This window comes from Segeticoccus rhizosphaerae, assembly GCF_005222685.1.
Classification (GTDB): domain Bacteria; phylum Actinomycetota; class Actinomycetes; order Actinomycetales; family Dermatophilaceae; genus Segeticoccus; species Segeticoccus rhizosphaerae.
Genome location: NZ_SWMA01000052.1, coordinates 1 through 17,468, shown reverse-complemented (window position 1 = coordinate 17,468; position 17,468 = coordinate 1). Strand labels below are relative to the sequence as shown.

Here is a 17,468-nt window from a genome sequence, read left to right as displayed (position 1 = left end):
CACCCCTGCCGAGGTCTACCAAGAGCAGCTATCGTCACTGACACAGGCCGGTGTTGCATCGACCCCCTGAACCTGCCATGGTCGAGTGTTCACTTTTCACCGCCGAAACTGTCCAATCTTCGAGCGCCGTCGGCACGGACTTGCAGCCTTCACTTGGTCAACGCAGCTTCGACTGCAGCTGTGACCTGAACAGCGCAGGGTTCACCTGAACAGGACACCCTGCTGTGCATGGGTCAGTTCATGCATAACACCCTCCTCCACCCGCCCAGCCGACTCATCCGGCAGTCGCAAACGCGATGCGGCGATCCAGTTCGCCCGCGAACGCTGACCTTCCGCCAGTCACGATGTGATCTGAAAAGTCACGCCTTCAGGGTGTCAACACCAACCCCCAGGAGGACACCATGCCCAGTGCCAGCAAGATGACGACCCCGGTGACCGTCGACTTTCCCCAGATCGAGGGCCGGTACGCCGAGCTCGGCGGCTACACCGTTGCCTTCGAGACCTTCCCGCGTGACGTCGACCCGGCGCCGTTGTTCGCCGGCCTGCCGGGCGACCGGTGCCAGTGCCCGCACTGGGGTGTCGTGCAGTCCGGCCAGGTCACGTTTCGGTGGGCCGACCACGACGAGACCTACGGCGCCGGCGACGCCTACTACGTCGCGCCCGGCCACTTGCCACTGGTAACCTCCGGCACCACCGTGGTCGAGTTCAGCCCGACCGACGCTCTGGGCGAGACAATGGCGGTTGTCGAACGCAACCTGGCCGCAGCAGGAGCGGGTGGGTGATGACGACCTCGACCATGCCGCATCCGGCGACCATCCAGACCAGCGTCGACAAGTTCGTCGAGTTCCTCGAGAGCGGGGGCGTCGCCCCTGTGGGCCTGTTCACGCCGACCGTCTTCGGCGATCTGATTTCCCGCAATGGCGCATCCAGACTTGCGACGCGGAAGAGCTCATCGCTGGCCGAAGACGGCAGCACCCGCAGCCCGGGCGCGTCCGTGTCGAACGGGTCACGGCCACGGAGACCGGATACGTGATCAAGCTCGAGGAGCGCTGGCAGGACGGCGGCCAGCAGTGGTATTGCCGGGAGAGCTTCGTCCTCGACCTCGACGAGAACGGTGCGGTCTTCGACTTTACGCTCTACTGCACCGGCGACTGGGACCAGGACCGCCAGCGTGAACACGCGAACGCGGTGACCCTGCTGCGCCCGTAGTGCCACCATGGAGCCCGTGGAACCCACCGCGGGGGACCTCCCGGACCCGGCAGCACAGGCGCTGCGCCTGGCCGAGACGTATGTCTTCGGGACCGAGCCGGGCAGGATCCCCGCGATCTTGCACGAGGCCTTCGCGGCCTCGACCGACGACCGCGTCCGCGCCCGGCTCGGCGCCGCCCTGGCGCGATGTTGGGCCTATGCCGGGACGCGTACCCGTGCGGTCCCGTTCGCCGACGCTGCCCTGGCCCATGCGACCGCGGCCGGTGACGGCGCGCTCCTGGCGGATGCGCTCGACGCTTCGCTGGCCACGCACTGGGGGCCCGACGAGCTGTCCGTCCGCACCGAGCTGGCACGGCAGCTCGACGACGTCACCGCCCACCTCACCGATGTGCAGGCACGCACCAAGGCGCATCTGTGGCTGCTCACCGTCGCCATGGAACTGCTCGACCTACCCGCGATGAACCGCCAGATGCGCGCGTTGGAGGTGCTCGGCGAGCAATCACCACGGACCATGTTCTTCGCGGCGTCCCGGCGGCTCACCCTCGACCTGATGCGCGGAAGGACGGAAACCGCCGCAGAGCTCGTGGCCGTGGCAGGCCGGGCGTTGGACCAGGCCGGGCTGGCCGACGGCTGGCTGGTCGTGTCCAGCATGAGAGGGTACGCCGCGGTCCACACCGGCGACCGGGACACAGCCGCCGAGCTGGCCCAGCTGGCTGAGGACTTCGCGATCGCTGAAGGTGTTCGCGAGCTCTACGCCGAGGCGGCCTGGATCTGGCTCGGCGCTGGTCAGGTCGAGCGGGCCATCGCGCTGGCAGCGACGTTCGATGCCGGTGTGCTGGCGTCGCTGCCCCGCGACTTCAGCTACCTGCCGACCCTGCAGCTGGTGCTGGACGTCGCACTCCACGCCGGCGAGTCCGACCTGGTCACCCGGGTCGCGGTCGTGCTCGCCGCGTACGCCGGCCGGCCGGTCGTCACCTCAGGCGGGGTGATGTTCCACGGGGTCACCGACGACACGCTCTCTCGGGCCGCGGACTTCCGCGGTGATCACGAAGAGGCCGCACGGCTGCGGGCGGACGCGTTGGCGACCTACACGCGGATCGGCGCGACCTGGTGGCGGCAGCGGCTCGAGCAGTGGACCCCCAAGCTGCCCGCCGCCAGCAGCGACAGCCGAATGGCCGACCGCCGAATGACCCTGCGTCCTGGCCCTGCCGGCACGTGGCTGGTCGGCCACGCCGGCACGACGACGCCGGTACCAGCGCGCAAGGGCATGGCCCAGGTGCACCTGCTGCTCTCCCGGCCAGGCAGCAGCATCAGCGCACTCACCCTCGCCGGCGGTTCGGTGGCCGAGAGCGACCTCGGGCCCCGAGCCGACGCGACCGCGCTGGCCGCCTACCGGCGTCGCCTCCGTCAACTTGACGAGGCGCTCGATGCCGCCGACGCGACCGGCAACGCGACCAGCGCCGAGGCCCTGGCCGCGGAGCGAACCGCGCTGCTGGCCGAGGTCTCGGCGGCTACCGGACTCGGCGGCCGAGCCCGCCGGGTCGGAGGGAGCACCGAACGCGCCCGGGTGAGCGTGCGCAAGGCAATCGTGGCTGCGATCGACACGATCACGACCGCCGATCCCGTCGTCGGGCGCCACCTGGCGACCCACATCCGCACCGGCCTCATCTGCGCCTACCAACCCGACCCCGGCCAGCCCTCTGCCTGGGAGCTGTGACCAAGCCCGGCCGTGTCCCGAACCGGACTCTAAGCATTCCCACCCCCATCCCGTCGCCGTCGATACCGTCGGCCACCGACGGAGTGATGTCGCTGCCTTCTGGGCGGCATGCACGCGCGCTAGATCAGACTCCGGTCACGTAGGCGGTGAGGAAGTGGACGGCGTGCTGATCGAGGTTGCCGCGGGCGCGGTCGTAGTGCTCGGTGGTGCGGGGGTCGGCGTGCCGGGCTCGGATCTGGGCGTCGCGTGGCGGCGACGAGCTGCGCTTCCAGCGCTGCTTAGGTGTTGGCCGAGTCTGGCCATGGCCCGGGGGGATCGTCGGGGACGTCTTGCTCGGCCTGGGTCGTGTGATTGATGCGGAATCCGCGTGCCAGGTAGTTGCGCAGTGCGTACGGGCCATCGAGGGTGCAGATGTGCACCCACACCCGCGAAACTTCCGGAAGCACGGGCCAGCGCTCGTGCAGCGTCCACGCTTTGCTGATCCCCTGGGTGAGCAGCTGGCCGCCCAGGCCGCGACCGGTGAACCGCGCAAGCAGACCAAAGTAGGCGATCTCCACGTGCGTGGCGCGGTCGTGGATATCAGCCGCGAGCTCGACGTAGCCGGCGGGCGGGCGCGCCGTGGAACCAGGCCACCCAGGTCTCCGAGCCTGGCCGCGAGAGCCAGGCGACCCACTCAGCCAAGTTCCACCCGCGCCGGTCGAGCCAGTACCAGTCGCCACCGACTGCCGTGTAGAGGAACCTGGAGAACTCCGGAGCGAGCTCGCCGACCCGCCCGATCAGCGCGGGCTCTGCAGTCTCACGTGCTGCTCGCAGGTCCGCCGGATAATCCTGTTCGAGATGGGTCGTCGTCACGATCACCGATCCAGTGAACAGCACCGTCACCCAGCGACTGCCACGGGATCTGTGACTAGCACAGCGGCGTTGTCGCCCTGGGCACAGAACCGGCACCACGGTCAGCAACGGCAGTCCCATCCCGCGGCAGTCAGCGCCGCCCACCGCCGGGCCCAACAATGCTGAGTCGCTGGACGCGAGTCCAACCCTTCCGGTGGATCAGCACAGGTCCCCGGCTACCGGTGTTGGCCGCGACGCCGCCCCTGGCGGTCCCTCACCCGGGGGGCGTGTCCCGCGCCAGCCGGCCGGTCCGAGCCGGGCGCCAGCGGGCCACCGACAGCCGCTTCCGCGGTCGTTGTTGGTGCCGGTTCACCATGGTGTTCTCCAGGGGTCGCTGTCGCCCGCCCGGGTGCCGCTGGTGACGGAGGTGGGGCCCTCCTGGCGTGCCGGCGCCGCCGCGCGTGCCGCCCGGCGTTGGCCCAGTTCGGTGATGATGGCGTCCTGTTGGAGCCGTAGCCGGGTCTGATCTGGGTCGTTGTGCGATGACCGAGCCGGTGCCACCGGGGCGGCCCGGAGGGTGTCTTCCAGCCGAGCCAGGTCGCTGATCAGCTCCCGCATCGAGCGGCCGCGCAACGCGGGCCGCTGCCGGCCGCGAACCGGGCGGGCCTCGCGAGCGCCGGGGCCGGCGCCCAGGGTGTGCTGGGTGTCCACGTCAGCCCAGGAAGTAGGACGGATCGGCCGGGTAGCGCGCCCACCCGGCGGGTCGCTGTGCCCCGGCGAACGGTGGCCCGGCGCCGTGGCCGGCTCGCGGCCCGACCGGGTCGTGGACACCGCCGCAGAGCTCGCCGTGGAGACCGGACGCGTCGAGACCGCCGGCTGGCTGGGGCGCCGCGATGGCGGCGGCAGGCGGCGCCCGGAACCGATGGCGCATCACGATCGCGTCGCGGCGGTCGGCGTCCCCAAGGCGGAGCACAGGGCCGGCAAGTCGGGCCAGTGGCGGTGTGCGGGTAGGTCCAGCAGCAGCTCCAGCACCACTGGCGGGGCGTGGTGGTCCACCGCCGCGGCGAGCACCTCCTCACGGTCGGCCGGGAAGCCCGCGGGCGGCAGGTAACCGACCAGCTGGCCCGCGGTGACCGGCACTGCGTTGGAGTCCGAGCTCGCCTCGTTCGGCGCCTTCGCCTCGGGCCGCCCGACCGCGGACATCTACCGCGACCAGCTCGACCTGCTGGACCTCATCACCGACACCACCGAGGAGCAGCCATGACTTTGGATCGCTTGCAAGCCCACTTACGGATTCACCCGGATGCCGTTCGGGCGGGCCCTGGCACCCGGGATGCTGCACCGCCCGAACGGCAGCCACGCCGAGGCCGCCGCGCGGATCAGCTGGTGCGTGGCCGAACGCGCCCTCGGCGTGGTCACCGGTGAGGTCGGCGCCGGCAAGACCGTCGCGATCCGCGCCGCCCTGGCCGGACTGGACACCTCCCGGCACACCACCATCTACCTGGGCAACCCCGCCGTAGGCGGCCGTGGCCTCTACGCCGGGATCGTCACCGCCTTGGGCGGCGTTCCCCGCTTCCACAAGGCCGCGCTCATCCCACAAACCGCCGAGCTGCTGGCCGCCGAGGAACACGAGCGAGGTCGCACCGTGGTCCTGGTGCTGGACGAGGCCCACCTGCTGGGCGCCGACCAGCTCGAAGAACTCCGGCTGCTGACCAACGCCGACATGGACTCCCACTCACCGTTCGCGTGCCTGCTCGTGGGACAACCCACCCTGCGCCGGCGGATCAAGCTCGGAACCTTCGCCGCCCTCGACCAGCGAATCGCGCTGCGTTACGCCATGACCGGGATGAGCCAGACCGAGACCAAGTCCTACCTGGCCCACCACCTCGGCCTGGCCGGACGATCGGACACCCAGTTCTCCGACGACGCGGTCGCGTTGATCCACCAAGTCGGTCGCGGCATCCCCAGAGCAGTGAACAACCTCGCCGTCCAGTCCCTGGTCGCCGCCTTCGCGACCAGCAAGGCCATCGTCGACGAATCATCCGCGCGAGCCGCCGTCACCGAAGTCACGACAGAATGACCACCACCACGACACCATGACCACCCCGCCGGTTGCCCGGCGGGGCCTTCAAAATCGACTCAACCCGTCATCACCAACCACGACGCCCCCATCATCGATCGACGCGACCGGCAACAGACGCCGACATTGCCAGCGTCGAGAGTATGCGGCGGGTCATGGCCGCACAGGCCTCCATGATGGCAATCCCGGTGCTCGGATTTCCCGCATTTGAGCGCCGTCGACAGATTCGACGAGGACGGCATCCTGGACGCCGCTGAGTCATCGAAGCATGCGCCGGCACCTTCACCCCCATCGACCCGCGCTAACGCAGTTTCAACAGAGCACGCACTTGACCGCCACCACTGCTCGCACCTCAACCTGGTCTTCAGCTGCGCCAACAAGATGGCCATTTGGGCATGGATGAGGAGCGCATCGCGCGGCTAAGACGCCTGCACTCGCGGCTGCTGGAGCGGTGCGGTCCACGGTGGGCTCAACGTGGCCTCAGTGGCTCCAGATCCGGTGTAGTGCTCGTGGCAGTCCCCATGCGCCGCGGTCTGTGAGTCGCTGGTCCTCGTCCAGCACCCCGAGGTCCTGCCAGCCAGGAGTCAGATGGATCAGGGCCATCTCCAGCACGGCCAGGTGGCCTTGGGGGTCCTCAATCTCGCCGTCGACATCCTCGAGGCGCTCGACGTCCACTTGCACGAGCGCGGGGTCGAGCGCGCTGCCTGGTCCTCGGTCTACCAGGCCAAGCACCAGGCCGAGCCAGTCCGCGTGTTGCAGGGCCATCACCGCGGACATCGACTCGATCTCGTCCGCGCTGGGCTCCTTCGATGGAGAGATCGTCTCGGCCAGCGCGTCCAGCCAACGGGCGTCGTCGTCGGTGGGAACATCCCGAACTGCCGGGATGCGCTTCGCGAGGTACTCCGCCGCGGCCCGGTCCACCGCTTCCCATTCCTCGGACCAGGCGTCGATCTCGTCGTCGGTGATGTCCCAGTCGTTCGGCATGAGACCAGCGTAGAGAGCCAGGCGAGAACGCGCCTCCCTCCGGTGGCACCAGTTCCGCACAGGAGGCCCCCGGCGGTTGGTCGTGGCCATGATCGGCGCGGCTGAACGGTCCGGAGTGGGGAGGGCGCCGCGCGGGGTTTCAGGTCCACATCGTGGGTCCGCTGGGGCGTCACTTGCCGGGGCGTCAGCCGGCGGCTGCCAGCAGCTGGTCAAGCTCGGCCCTGATGCCGTCGACCAGGGCTTGGGGGTCCGGGCACAGTTGGCGCACCGTGGTGACGCTGATGTCGACGTGCTGGTCGTAGGTGATGGCGGCGAAGAAGAGGTGAACCGGTGGGCAGACGATGCCGCGCAGGAAGACGTCGGTGATCTGGCGGGTTGCCAGGTAGAGCGGCTGACGCGGTCCGGCCATTGTGGACACGGTGAGGTTCTGGGTGGGCGGGAACACGCCGAAGGCCTTGGTGCCGGCGAAGGCCATCGCCGCGCTGACGATCCCGGGCAGCAGCAGGTCGCCGACGTCGGCGAGGGACTGCCAGTCGGCCCGCGACCGGGGCAGGGCCGACTTGGCCGCGGCGGAGCTCGCGTGCACCGCGGTCAGCCGTTCCCCGGGGTCGTCGAGGTGCACGGGCAGGTCGACCCACATCGTGGTGAGGTGGTTGCCTTGCATGTCGTCGTCGCCGGCCGCCCGGACGTTGACCGGGCAGGTGGTGCGGATCGGTTTGTCGGGCAGGTCGGCGTGCGCGGCCAGGTAGTCGCGCATGGATCCGGTCACCAGCGCCAGCAGGACGTCGTTGACGGTCGTCCCGGGGAACATCACGCGCACCGCCCGGACCTGGTCGAAAGGCACACTGACGAGCGCCATCGATTTGCTCGGGTCGCTGACGTGCTGGTTGAACAGCGTCATCGGGGGCGCGTCGGTCAGCGAGGGCAGGTAGCCGGGCAGCTGCGGCAGCCGCGCCGAGCGGTTGGCCAGCCCTGGCGGCACGCTGGGGACGAGCCGGCCCATCAGCCGCTTGGTGGCGACGGTGTTGGCGGCTAACCGGCTCGGCAGCTCCACAAGTGCCCTCTGCAGCAGGGACGGTTGCGTCCGCCCGGTCAGCGGCGCCGGCTCACGCTCGCGATCCACCCGGGTGGGCGCGGCGTCGAACAGCAGATGCTGCAGCGCGATCATGCCGACGCCGTCTATGACGGCATGGTGCACGCGCAGGACCAGCACCGCTCGCCCATCGGCCAGCCCGGTCAAGTACCAGACCTGCCAGAGTGGCCTTCCGCGGTCCAGCGGCCTGCCGGAGACCTGCAGGATCGTCTCCATCAGGGCGGACGCGTCTCCCGGCGCCGGGACCCTCCGATGGTGGATGTGCTCGTCGAGGTCGACAGAGTCCGTCTGGGCCCAGCGGTCCTCGCCGATGCGCAGTGGCGCGTGAGCGATCACGCGGTTGGCAATCGGTGAGCCGGGCAGTCGCTGACCGAAGACGGCCCGAATGTCGTCGAAGGGCAACGGGCCTTCGGGCGCGGACTCAAGGACGTAGATCCCGGCAACGTCCATCGGGTAGCCACTGCGTTCCAGACGCAGGAAGATGCTCTCGGTGCTGCGCATCGGCGGCATCTGCCTCCTCCCGAGTCCGGCACGCCAGTCAGGCACTGTTCATTATGCTCGGGCCCAGTCGGCCGGACTCGTCCCCCTTGCGGTGCATGGCCCCGTCGTTCGCGGCGACACCTTGTGACGGGACGTCGCAGACCCGTGGTGGCTGTGGTGCCGCCGGTGCAGGCGGGCGGGCCTCCGACGAACAGCAGAACTCGCCGATTGGCTTCGTGTGTGGGGTCGACTCCGCGAACGACGACTGGCGCGCATAGGTTTACTGACGAGGCCACCAGCGCAACTGCCGCCGTATGCCCAGCTTCGACCTGCGGTGCCGAAGTTCTGACATGCTCGCTTCCAGCGCCGGTGGGGGTAGTGGTGGTCGCTGGACGTTTGTTTGCCGGGGCGTGTACGTCAGGGACGTTGTGCTTGCGGGTCAGCCGAGCCGTGTGGCGCGGTGATCTGGACGGGTGCTGCGGCGCGGCAGGTGCTGTCCGGGGTCTAGCACGTCCATGACGCGCGCCACCATTCCGGTTGCTCCCACGGCCACGACCCGGCGGTGGGCGGCTGCACTGATCAGCATCCCGGTGCAGTGGGCGTCCATGAACGTGACGTTGGTCAGGTCGATCGCCAGCAGCCCGTGAGCATCTGCGAACGCGCGGTCGAGGGCAGCATTTAGGTCGTCGCGGGTGCTGATGTCATACTCGCCGGCCAATTCCAGCACCCAGGGGCTGATGAGGTCAGCTCCTGGGTGGCTGTGGCCTGCGGATCCGACCTGGTGGCGTTGTGGTCTCGGTTTTGCCGCCCGATGGGCTGGGTCCGTCATGGTGGAGGTCCCAGGTGGGTGAGTGGCGGGTGACGGAGCCCGGTGGCGTTGCGGGCGGCTGTTTGCTCAGCTACCTCGACAGTAGTCCAGAACGGGTGGTTCGGGTAGTCCCCACGGTGGGCGGGTTCACCGCTCTGCGGCGGTCTCGCCTGCCTGGCCCTCCTCGTCTTGCACCTGGTCGAGCAGCTCGCGGGCGATCTCACGCAGCTTGCGGTGCTGGGTCTGGGACATGTCACGCAGGACGTCAAAGGCCTGTATGGGTCCGCAGCGCTGCTGCGCCATCACGATGCCCCTGGCCGTGTCGATCTCCCACCGGGAGGTGAGGGCCTGTTCGAGGCTGGCCGCGGTGACTTGGGCGCGGGTGAAGGCCTCGGCGTTGCCCAGCACGATCGAGGCCTGCTCGGCGAACAACGCGGCGGTCGCGGCGGTGGCCTCATCGAACACCCAGGCTTGCAGCGCATACACGTTCAACGCCCCGAGCCGGGTACCGCGGACCGTCAACGGTGCCGCCACGATCCCGCGCAGCCCATACTGCAGCGCTGCGGCCCGGAACCGGGGCCAGCGCTGCTCGTCCTCGAGGTCTTCGGTCAGCACCATGTCCTGGGTCACGTAGGCGTGCAGGCACGGTCCCTCGTCAAGGGCGTACTGGATCTCGTCGATGCGCCGCACGAAGTCGCCGGCCGCGGTGACCGTGGTCGGTTTGCCCTGCACGACCCAGGTGACTCCCGCGCCGTCGCAGCCGGGCACGGCGCGCACGGACAATTCAGCGACGCGCTGCAAAGACTCGTGCAGGGACTGCTCGGACAGCACAAACTGACCCAGCGCCGCCAAGCTGCCCGCCAATTCGGCTCGGCCTCGGGCATCCGGTGAGGAAGGGCTCAACCGCGGTACTTCCTCTCTCCTGCCGCGTACGCACCTGCTGTATACACCCGATTATCCCCTGCGCGACCCGACGGTCAAGCACGAAATGGGCCTGCTGTGGTGGGCTTGGCAGGACCAACCACCGGGCGTAGCCTGCTGAACAGGGACGCGATATTGAGTCGGCAGCGGCGCTCGCGCCGCGGCGTGGAGGTCCGAGCGATCCGGGGCGGGGCGGCCCTTCCACCGGCAGAGATGAGGCTCCAATTCGCGACGTCACGGTGGTCGGCGCGACCGGTCCAACCGGCCCGGTCCAGGGACTGGCTGTCCTGAGGGCACTGGCCCAGGAACCACGAGCCGTCGTCGCTGATCTGACCGGACCCGACGTCGATGCATCTGCCCTGCCCGCCGAGCTCGACCTGATCGAAAACTATCTGGGCCACTGGGACGCGACCGCCCTGCTCGTGTGCGCCGACACCCTCGAGAAGGAGCGCGTCCTGCAGGCCCACCCGCTCGGCGCCAGACTCACCCTGTTTCCCGCAGTGGCCTTCGCCTTGGTCGCCGCAGGCCGCCAAATACCTACCGACCGGCTCGTCCTTCCCCTCGCCTCGGTCCCTGCGGCGCCCGGCCAAGCCCGCCACTTCGTTCGATCAGCCCTCGAGCAATGGCGCCTGAGGTACCTCCTCAACGAAGCCGAGCTGGTCGTGACCGAGCTGGTGACCAACACCGTGGTGCACGCCCACACGCCGATGACCCTCACCATCAGCCGCAGGAATCCCACCGCCCCGCCCGGCCGGGGCACACTACGGATCGCGGTCCGCGACACGGACCACGACAGTCCCGCCCCTCACCCACCCGACCTCCTAAGACCAGATGGGCGCGGGCTCCAACTCATCGATCACTTCACCGCCGCGTGGGGGGCCATCTCCCTGGACGACGGAAAGATCGTCTGGACCGTCCTGCAACAAGACCCCGCCACCGCCTAACGAGAAATGAAGGCGCGTTCTGGCCACGGCCAGGCAAGCCCTGGGTCAGGCACAGGTATCGATCACGTCAAGGGCACCCTGATCACCGGCGCGATCCATGGCGGTAAGACCAGCCTATGGCGACGAAGTCAAGGGGCTTGGGTTCGTTGATTTGTGCAGGGGAAGTCGGCTCGCCGAGGTTCGCCGGCGGGTTGATTGGTCTTTGGGGTTGAGGCGCGTTCGCCGGTGGTCGGGGGCCCGGGCGCCCGTCTCCTGCCCTACGTAGCGTGCAAGCGGGTTGCTTCCCGACAGCCTTCATCCGGGCTTTGGTGGAGACGGGCGGGGCTGCCCATGGTCTATCGCGGGATGTGATCCCGACGCAGTGGCGGGCTCACCCCGTCCGGTCGGCTATTGCGCCTTGGGGTCAGGCGGCAACGGCGGCTCCCCTCGCGGTTGCGGGGGTCTGCGGGTTGAGTCCGCCGGCGATGGCGGGGTCCCAGGCGGTGCCGGTGGTGATGACGGCGTGCAGCTGGCGCAGCAGGCTGCCGGCGACGGCGACCCGCGCCTGAGTTTTGGTGAGCTTGTTGTCGGCCCTGCCGGTCAGGTGCGCGTACCGGGCGGCGAGCACCGGGTTGTTGCGCAACGCGGCCCACACCGCCCGCCACGCCGCGAGGCGGAGCTGGGGGCGGCCGCGGCCGCTGATTCCGGTCTTGCCCTGGTAGCTGCCCGAGGCGTTGTCGCGGGGACAAAGTCCGGCGTGCTTGACCATTGCCCGGGCGCTGGTGAACCGGGTGGGGTCGCCGGTCTCGGCGAGGATCGCGGCGGCGCCGACCGCGGACAGCCCCGGGATGCTGGTCGCCAGCCCGGTGAGCCCGAGCTCGTCGAGTACCTGCACCATGCAGGCCTCGACCACGGCGGTCTCGGCGCGGGCGTGGGCCAGGTCGGCCAACGCGAACCGGGCCCGCTCCAGGCCACCGGCGCGCTGGTCGGCCACTCCGGCCGCGACCTGGGCCGGGTCGGTTGCGGCCTCGAAGACGGCCCGCACGATCTTGGAGTACCAGCGGGTGGCGCCGTGCCGGGGCAGTTCGCGGCGCACCACGGCGGCGAACCGGGTCCAGCCACAGCGGCGGATCAGGCCCAGGTCGCCGCTGGCGCCGACCCGGTCCAGCGCGACGGTCATCGCGGCCAGCCAACTCTTGGACTTCATCGGCTTCCCGGAGGCTTCCAACGCGCCCGGCCAGGCACACTCGAGCAGGTCGATGATCTGCTGCTTGGCGGCGGTGGCGTTGGTGACCAGGGCGGCCCGGCGGGCGCCGAGGTGCCGCAGCCGCGCCCAAGTCGGGTCGGCGCGTTCGGGCAGGTAGCAGCGCAGCTCGGTGACCAGGCGGGCGATGATCATCGCGTCGGTCTCATCGCTCTTGTTGTGGGTGAAGTCCTCGCTCTCCCGAGCGCGGTGCACCAGCAACGGCTGCACGCAGACCAGCCGGACGCCGGCCCGCTCGGCGATCTGGTCCAGCACCCGCCAGCGGTGCCCGGTCGGCTCGCAGGCGATCACGACCGAGGAGAACCCTGCCGCCGCGGCCTGGGCCAACCCCCAGGTGACCGCTTCGGCCAACTGCCACGCCTTCGCCTTGACGGTGCGGCGCCCCAGCACTCGGGAGTCCTGGTCGGTCAGCGCGCACACCTGCTTGTCCGCGGCGAGGTCGAAGGCGAGCACCACACTCTCCCGAGTGACGACCGCGCGCAGCGCCGCGAGCCTGTCATTGCGGCGGCGATCTCCACGTGAGAGCCGACCGTTACCGTTGGACATGCATCCTCCTGATGAGTGGTCTGGGACACCAAGCCCGTCAACCCCATCAGGGGGATGCCTCGGCCCCGGATCCAACACGCTCAGGTAGTTACTACACAGGTTCGAGCAGTCGGTGACTCTCTCGATCAATTGGTGAGCGGCCTGTCTGGCCAGACTCGGTGGGACACTGTGGGCGTGTTCACTGAGGCACGGGCGCCCTCTGGAGAGCTTTGGAACCGGTACGACGGGAGCGGTCGAGTCGCCCTGGCCGTCGTTCTCGCGCTGATCACCCTCGCACTGCTCATCGCCGCACTCCGCCTTCGGTGCCCGATCCGGCCACCGGCCTTCGGACGCCCGCTGGTGGCCACTGTCCTGGCGCTGTGGCCAGTCTCGATCATCGCGTTCCTGGTGGCCCTCACGATCTACGGCGACCGGCTGACGCACGACTACCCGTCCTACGACGTGCCGCAGAGCCCGATCCTGCCGGTGACGCTGTCGGCAGCCGTGGTCACGTTCTTCGTGCTGGTCGTCATCGCCCGTGGCAGTGATCGAGAGCGTCTCGCGGGCGCCCTGATAGCGGCACTGGCTGCACCGATGATCTTCGAGCTCCCCTTCGACCTGATAGTGATGGCCCGAACCACCCCGCCGATACTGCCGCACCCAGGGCTGTGGCGACTGCTCTTCTTCGCACCGCTCTTCGCGGTCGAGCTCTGCACGATCGCGTTGTTGTTGGCAGTCCGTGGCGTTCGCATCACCCGCTGGACCCTGGTCGCCCTTGCCGCGCAGTTCCTGACCTTCACACTGTGGTCGTCAATCGGCTTCGGCTTCCCCAATCATCCGCTCACCTACCTCGCTAACGTTGTGGCGAAGCTGTGCGCGTTCGCGGTCACCTGGACGACGCTACTGCCACCGCGAGGGCGAGGGCCCGTGACGGTTGGTCAGGTCACAGGGGCCACCTCATGAGGACAGATGACGCCGCCGCATGTGCCCAGTGACCACACTGCCCGGTGCCGCTGGCATGCATCGCGAGCGACGCCAGCGCACCGGGCCCGCACCGTAACGCGGAATGAGGCACCTCAGGCGATCTGATGTCGCTCGGCGGAGGTCCTTCGGTGGAGTCGCTCCGCCCTGGCCCGGCCTCCACGCTGGCCACATCGGCGACTCGGTCCCGCCCGCCTGCGTGGCCGGCATCTGGGTGATGGATCTTGCCCCCTTGCCAGCGTCGGTATGGCGTCATTGTCGGTATGGCGTCATTGTCGCCACCGTGATTGCCTTGTTGATATGACGGACGACAACGGCCGCATCGGTGAGGCGCTGATCTACATTGGTTACGGCGAGCTCATGCGACGGCTGCAGGTGCTCGAGATGAGTTTGTGGCAGGTGCAGTCGCTGCGATTCAAGCGTGGCGTCACAGCCGAGCAAGCCATGAAGAAGGTCCACGGCTGGGACGGAGCCACATTCGGCAAGATGTGGGGTGGGATGAAGAGCCAGGGCCACTGGCCCGAGAACCTAATCCACAACATCGATCAAGCGGTCGGTCTTCGGAATCACCTCGCCCATCACTTCTTGCGAGAGTTCTTCGCTGCCCGTCCGTCCCAAGAGAGCTACAGGGCCGGTGCTGACCAACTGGTGGAGTGGTCGCAACGGATGGATCAGCTCGAAGCGGAACTAACTGAACATCTGCGGACGCTAGGCATGCCCGACTTAGACGACCTGGACGACGAGACGCTGGCTGACCTTGAGTCGCTGCGACCCGACTGGCCCCTTTGACGGCAGTGTCGTCACCGTCCGTCGGGTCTCAGGGGTCGGTGGCTGGATGGACACCCCTGTGAGGATGGTGGATTCGCGGCGGAAAGACGCGCCGCTAGGATCGCGACGGGTCTACAGGTGTCTCGGGGGGCCTAGGTTGGAGCCATGTCGGGCGATGAGGCAGGCGAACGGAACCGATCGAAGCGAGCCATCACGTCGGAAGGCCTGGCGACGAAGTCGGTCGTCGCGTGTTGGAGCGTGTCGGTTCTGCTTCTTGGGTGCGGGATCGCTGCAACATTCCTTGTTGGAACCGGTGCTGCCCCGGCAGCCATGATCCTTCTCGGAAGCCTGTTCCTGGTCCTTGCGCTGATGCGACGCGTGCCGCTGAGCCTTGAGGTCGGCGGAGCAAAGTTTGATGCGAGTTACGAAGTGGACGAAGCCTATGATGCAGGTCGGGACTATGGACGCCGATTGGGGGTCGAGGACGCGCTGACCGATGTCGAGAAGGCCAAAGAGCGTGGAGAGCCGGTCGATGAAGCGCTGCAAGCACTGCGAGAGCGTCTGGTAGGCAAGGAACCGGTAGGAGACTCGACGCCGTCAGGGACAACCGCGGGTTCGGTCGCTTGGACCGGAACGGCGCGGGGCCACGCGCCACCCGTGGTCGGATATCGCGGCCCGATCGCGGGCAACGCTGCCGGTGTCTCAGATCGACAGCTCGACTACTGGATCCGGACCGAATTGGTCGAACCGAGCCTCCGTCCGGTCAGCGGCAACGAAAGGCTCTTCTCTGCACATGACATCCTGTTGCTTCGAGTCACCAAACGGCTGCTGGACGCTGGAGTCTCACTCCAGCAGATTCGCACTTTGGTTGATTACCTGCGGAAGCGTGGACCACACGACCAGGATCAGCTGGTCCTGATGAGCGATGGCAACTCCTTGTGGGAGGCAACCAGCAGCGAGGAAGTGATTGACCTCCTTCATTCTGGGGACGGCATGTTTGGCATCGCAATCGGCAGCGTACGGCGGGACCTTCTGGCAGTGCTCGCGGAACTACCGAGCGAGCCCGCGCGAGCGAGGTCGGACGAGTCGACATAGTCGGCGTTGAGGGGAGAACGTCGTCATCTGTGATGGGCGCAACGAGTAGCGCCTCAATCCTGCGACCCCCACTTCAGGGAGATGCCGTCCCCGGACTGCTTAGTGATTCTTCAAGGAGTACCAACCGCGATATGGAAGCGCGATCCACCGGTGCACAACGGCGCCTCGGCGACATGTTGGGTCCGATTTCATCCCTGGGTCAACCCGGCGGAGTGCATCATTCCGCACAGACGCGGAGAGACGCGGCCTCCTCCGCACCGGTCTGGTCTTTGACCGTCACGCTGGCAAAGGCAGAATCGCTTCAGAGATCGTTGGCGCAGATGAGTCCTTCTCGACCTCTGTGGGGATGACATACGACCGGTTGCTGTTAGGGGGCCCTGATCCTCAGGCAAGCGCGGTGGATCCGCCTGGCTTCCACGAATAGCTCTCTGTGACCAGTTCGCCAGCATCCGGGTCCCACCTGAGGAGCCGAAAGGTTCCGGACTTCGGGTCGACCTCGCCGTTGGGCAGGAACGCCACGTCAGACAGAACGCCCATCACGCACGCCCCCGGGTTCTTGCGGGCATGGTCGACTTCGCCTCTGGTAACGGACACGCTGGCGCCGGTCGAGATGGTCCCCTTCGCCTCCAGGTAGGTCACTTGGCCGTTCTTCGTGGCGGTGGCGTCGTAGGGATGGCCAATGCGCGTGTCGCGAACAATCCACCCTAGCTTGCCATAGTGCTTCATCAGCCGCTCTTGTGCCGCGTCCTCGGTCTTCTTCCGCTTGACCGCGTCCGGTTGCCAGCCTTGACCCCCAACGGGTGGCGGCGTTGCAGTGGCGGGTACTCCGACGTGCTTGGCCCACGTCGACTCCAGGTCCGCCAGAACCGACGACTTCACAGCTATTCCGCTCATCTGGGTATCCCAATGCTGCTCAGGGAAGCGGGCCGCGAGGTCGACGGTGGGCAGGGCGTCGCCGTGCTCGAGTAGGTGATCCCACTCGATGAGAATGTAGTGGGTTATCTCGTTCCCGCGGTCCGGGTCGAAGTGACGGTCCTGAAAGACCGTACTGGTGGCGTACCCACTGCCGATTAGACCGCGCGGGTCGTGACCTTGGAGCAGCAGAAAGACCCTGTCTCCGGGCTCGATCCCGCGGGTGCGATTTCCGACCGACCAGCTCTCCTTGACGGACCGCCCTCGCTGCGTCGCACTCACCCACTTCTGCCAGACGCCGGTCCTCGGCGTCCACCTTTCCGGATTGTTCGTGAGCAGGAACGCTGCACCCGTCGAAGTCGGGCGTTGCGCTCTCTCGCTCGTCGACATGCTGTCGAGGTGGCCAGTGTCGTAGTATGAGACAGAATTCCGAACGGGCGAGTCTGGCTGGCCAACGAGCGCGTCACGGACCGGGTCCCCAGGACGAAGCACATCACCGACCAGGGCGACGTAGCTCTTTCCCTTGCGCGGGTCGTGCACCAACTCATGGCCGGTCAACTCGACGACAACCTGTCTCCGACCGGCGTAGGAAAGAGTCGCGAAGCGTTGGGCCTGAACCTTGGCGACGGACAGCACCCAGACGCCGCGGTTCTGCTCCCAGAGCTCATCGTCCGTGAGCGTTTCGTCCCAACCCAGCCAAGACCGCCCCCACGGCTCGATCTTGGCATCGGCGGACCGGACATGGCTGAGCTTCAGATTGATCGCCATGTCGGCAGTCTCCACCCGATGGGCAGTTGAATCTAGTGGTCCGTCTCGCTATTGGCTAACCACTTCGTCGAGCCGGGTCCGTGCGCGGCGTACCTTGGCCAGGATTGAC

The 17,468-nt window shown here is 68.0% G+C and carries 21 protein-coding genes; 10 read left to right on the top strand and 11 right to left on the bottom strand.

The window, feature by feature from the left end:
- The first annotated feature begins 401 nt into the window (after positions 1–401).
- From FCN22_RS20195 to FCN22_RS20180, 4 genes are read left to right on the top strand one after another with little or no spacing between them, the layout of a single operon-like run.
- A complete protein-coding gene (locus tag FCN22_RS20195; RefSeq protein ID WP_137123363.1) occupies positions 402–782 on the top strand; it encodes a cupin domain-containing protein in 381 nt (126 codons plus the stop codon).
- Complete coding sequence (locus FCN22_RS20190) at positions 782–1,033, top strand: hypothetical protein (RefSeq protein WP_137123362.1); 252 nt, start codon at positions 782–784, stop codon at positions 1,031–1,033. Before FCN22_RS20195 ends, FCN22_RS20190 begins: the two co-directional genes overlap by 1 nt.
- Positions 1,030–1,209: a hypothetical protein gene (locus FCN22_RS20185; RefSeq protein ID WP_137123361.1), complete on the top strand. Its 180-nt coding sequence runs from the start codon at positions 1,030–1,032 to the stop codon at positions 1,207–1,209. Before FCN22_RS20190 ends, FCN22_RS20185 begins: the two co-directional genes overlap by 4 nt.
- Before the next feature lie 16 nt (positions 1,210–1,225).
- Positions 1,226–2,926 carry a hypothetical protein gene (locus tag FCN22_RS20180; protein ID WP_137123360.1) on the top strand — a complete coding sequence of 567 codons (1,701 nt, stop codon included), beginning with the start codon at positions 1,226–1,228 and terminating at the stop codon, positions 2,924–2,926.
- Positions 2,927–3,204: 278 nt separating this feature from the next.
- Here FCN22_RS20180 and FCN22_RS21995 read toward each other — a convergent pair whose 3' ends face one another.
- The 5 genes from FCN22_RS21995 to FCN22_RS20155 all read right to left on the bottom strand — a co-directional run bounded on the left by FCN22_RS21995 (position 3,205) and on the right by FCN22_RS20155 (position 4,897).
- On the bottom strand, positions 3,205–3,483 hold the full coding sequence (locus FCN22_RS21995) for a hypothetical protein (RefSeq protein ID WP_202911711.1): 279 nt from the start codon (positions 3,481–3,483) through the stop codon (positions 3,205–3,207).
- 22 nt (positions 3,484–3,505) lie between these two features.
- Complete coding sequence (locus FCN22_RS21990; protein ID WP_202911710.1) at positions 3,506–3,784, bottom strand: hypothetical protein; 279 nt, start codon at positions 3,782–3,784, stop codon at positions 3,506–3,508.
- 342 nt (positions 3,785–4,126) lie between these two features.
- Positions 4,127–4,468, bottom strand: a complete 342-nt coding sequence (locus tag FCN22_RS20165) for a hypothetical protein (RefSeq protein WP_137123359.1) — start codon at positions 4,466–4,468, stop codon at positions 4,127–4,129.
- A 1-nt stretch (position 4,469) separates the two neighbouring features.
- On the bottom strand, positions 4,470–4,688 hold the full coding sequence (locus FCN22_RS20160) for a hypothetical protein (protein WP_137123358.1): 219 nt from the start codon (positions 4,686–4,688) through the stop codon (positions 4,470–4,472).
- The gene (locus FCN22_RS20155) at positions 4,688–4,897 is read right to left on the bottom strand and encodes a DUF2795 domain-containing protein (protein WP_162308274.1); all 210 of its coding nucleotides are present in this window, start codon (positions 4,895–4,897) and stop codon (positions 4,688–4,690) included. The genes FCN22_RS20160 and FCN22_RS20155 overlap by 1 nt, the downstream gene beginning before the upstream one ends.
- Between FCN22_RS20155 and FCN22_RS22605 the strand changes: the two genes are divergently transcribed.
- The gene (locus FCN22_RS22605; protein WP_274381651.1) at positions 4,887–5,021 is read left to right on the top strand and encodes a hypothetical protein; all 135 of its coding nucleotides are present in this window, start codon (positions 4,887–4,889) and stop codon (positions 5,019–5,021) included. The two genes, FCN22_RS20155 and FCN22_RS22605, sit on opposite strands and share 11 nt — an antisense overlap.
- A 39-nt stretch (positions 5,022–5,060) precedes the next feature.
- A complete protein-coding gene (locus FCN22_RS20150) occupies positions 5,061–5,837 on the top strand; it encodes an ExeA family protein (RefSeq protein ID WP_137123356.1) in 777 nt (258 codons plus the stop codon).
- Between the two features lie 480 nt (positions 5,838–6,317).
- On the opposite strand, the gene FCN22_RS20145 is transcribed toward FCN22_RS20150, so the two are convergent.
- The 4 genes from FCN22_RS20145 to FCN22_RS20130 form a co-directional block, all read right to left on the bottom strand.
- Positions 6,318–6,821, bottom strand: coding sequence for a hypothetical protein (locus FCN22_RS20145; protein WP_137123355.1), 504 nt, complete (start codon positions 6,819–6,821; stop codon positions 6,318–6,320).
- 184 nt (positions 6,822–7,005) lie between these two features.
- Entirely contained in the window at positions 7,006–8,415 is a 1,410-nt protein-coding gene (locus FCN22_RS20140; protein WP_162308273.1) for a wax ester/triacylglycerol synthase family O-acyltransferase, read from the bottom strand.
- Positions 8,416–8,833: 418 nt separating this feature from the next.
- Positions 8,834–9,121, bottom strand: a complete 288-nt coding sequence (locus FCN22_RS20135) for an STAS domain-containing protein (protein ID WP_162308272.1) — start codon at positions 9,119–9,121, stop codon at positions 8,834–8,836.
- Positions 9,122–9,349: 228 nt separating this feature from the next.
- The gene (locus FCN22_RS20130; protein WP_162308271.1) at positions 9,350–10,066 is read right to left on the bottom strand and encodes a GAF and ANTAR domain-containing protein; all 717 of its coding nucleotides are present in this window, start codon (positions 10,064–10,066) and stop codon (positions 9,350–9,352) included.
- 296 nt (positions 10,067–10,362) lie between these two features.
- On the opposite strand from FCN22_RS20130, the gene FCN22_RS20125 reads away from it, so the two are divergent.
- On the top strand, positions 10,363–11,067 hold the full coding sequence (locus tag FCN22_RS20125; protein WP_137123351.1) for an ATP-binding protein: 705 nt from the start codon (positions 10,363–10,365) through the stop codon (positions 11,065–11,067).
- A 403-nt stretch (positions 11,068–11,470) separates the two neighbouring features.
- Here FCN22_RS20125 and FCN22_RS20120 read toward each other — a convergent pair whose 3' ends face one another.
- On the bottom strand, positions 11,471–12,856 hold the full coding sequence (locus FCN22_RS20120) for an IS110 family RNA-guided transposase (RefSeq protein ID WP_137123350.1): 1,386 nt from the start codon (positions 12,854–12,856) through the stop codon (positions 11,471–11,473).
- Positions 12,857–13,030: 174 nt separating this feature from the next.
- On the opposite strand from FCN22_RS20120, the gene FCN22_RS20115 reads away from it, so the two are divergent.
- From FCN22_RS20115 to FCN22_RS22750, 3 genes are all read left to right on the top strand, one after another.
- Positions 13,031–13,798, top strand: coding sequence for a hypothetical protein (locus FCN22_RS20115; protein ID WP_137123349.1), 768 nt, complete (start codon positions 13,031–13,033; stop codon positions 13,796–13,798).
- 318 nt (positions 13,799–14,116) lie between these two features.
- Positions 14,117–14,605: a hypothetical protein gene (locus FCN22_RS20110; protein WP_137123348.1), complete on the top strand. Its 489-nt coding sequence runs from the start codon at positions 14,117–14,119 to the stop codon at positions 14,603–14,605.
- A gap of 144 nt (positions 14,606–14,749) precedes the next feature.
- On the top strand, positions 14,750–15,679 hold the full coding sequence (locus FCN22_RS22750; RefSeq protein ID WP_338016666.1) for a helix-turn-helix domain-containing protein: 930 nt from the start codon (positions 14,750–14,752) through the stop codon (positions 15,677–15,679).
- Between the two features lie 384 nt (positions 15,680–16,063).
- On the opposite strand, the gene FCN22_RS20100 is transcribed toward FCN22_RS22750, so the two are convergent.
- Positions 16,064–17,359: a protein NO VEIN domain-containing protein gene (locus FCN22_RS20100; RefSeq protein ID WP_137123347.1), complete on the bottom strand. Its 1,296-nt coding sequence runs from the start codon at positions 17,357–17,359 to the stop codon at positions 16,064–16,066.
- Between the last annotated feature and the right edge of the window lie 109 nt (positions 17,360–17,468).

Bases quoted from the DNA above. Each gene is read 5' to 3' on its own strand.
- FCN22_RS20195 (WP_137123363.1), top strand. From the start codon at position 402: ATGCCCAGTGCCAGCAAGATGACGACCCCGGTGACCGTCGACTTTCCC.
- FCN22_RS20190 (WP_137123362.1), top strand. From the start codon at position 782: ATGACGACCTCGACCATGCCGCATCCGGCGACCATCCAGACCAGCGTC.
- FCN22_RS20160 (WP_137123358.1), bottom strand. From the start codon at position 4,688: ATGCGCCATCGGTTCCGGGCGCCGCCTGCCGCCGCCATCGCGGCGCCC.
- FCN22_RS20150 (WP_137123356.1), top strand. From the start codon at position 5,061: ATGCCGTTCGGGCGGGCCCTGGCACCCGGGATGCTGCACCGCCCGAAC.
- FCN22_RS20145 (WP_137123355.1), bottom strand. From the start codon at position 6,821: ATGCCGAACGACTGGGACATCACCGACGACGAGATCGACGCCTGGTCC.
- FCN22_RS20140 (WP_162308273.1), bottom strand. From the start codon at position 8,415: ATGCGCAGCACCGAGAGCATCTTCCTGCGTCTGGAACGCAGTGGCTAC.
- FCN22_RS20120 (WP_137123350.1), bottom strand. From the start codon at position 12,856: ATGTCCAACGGTAACGGTCGGCTCTCACGTGGAGATCGCCGCCGCAAT.
- FCN22_RS20110 (WP_137123348.1), top strand. From the start codon at position 14,117: ATGACGGACGACAACGGCCGCATCGGTGAGGCGCTGATCTACATTGGT.
- FCN22_RS22750 (WP_338016666.1), top strand. From the start codon at position 14,750: ATGTCGGGCGATGAGGCAGGCGAACGGAACCGATCGAAGCGAGCCATC.
- FCN22_RS20100 (WP_137123347.1), bottom strand. From the start codon at position 17,359: ATGGCGATCAATCTGAAGCTCAGCCATGTCCGGTCCGCCGATGCCAAG.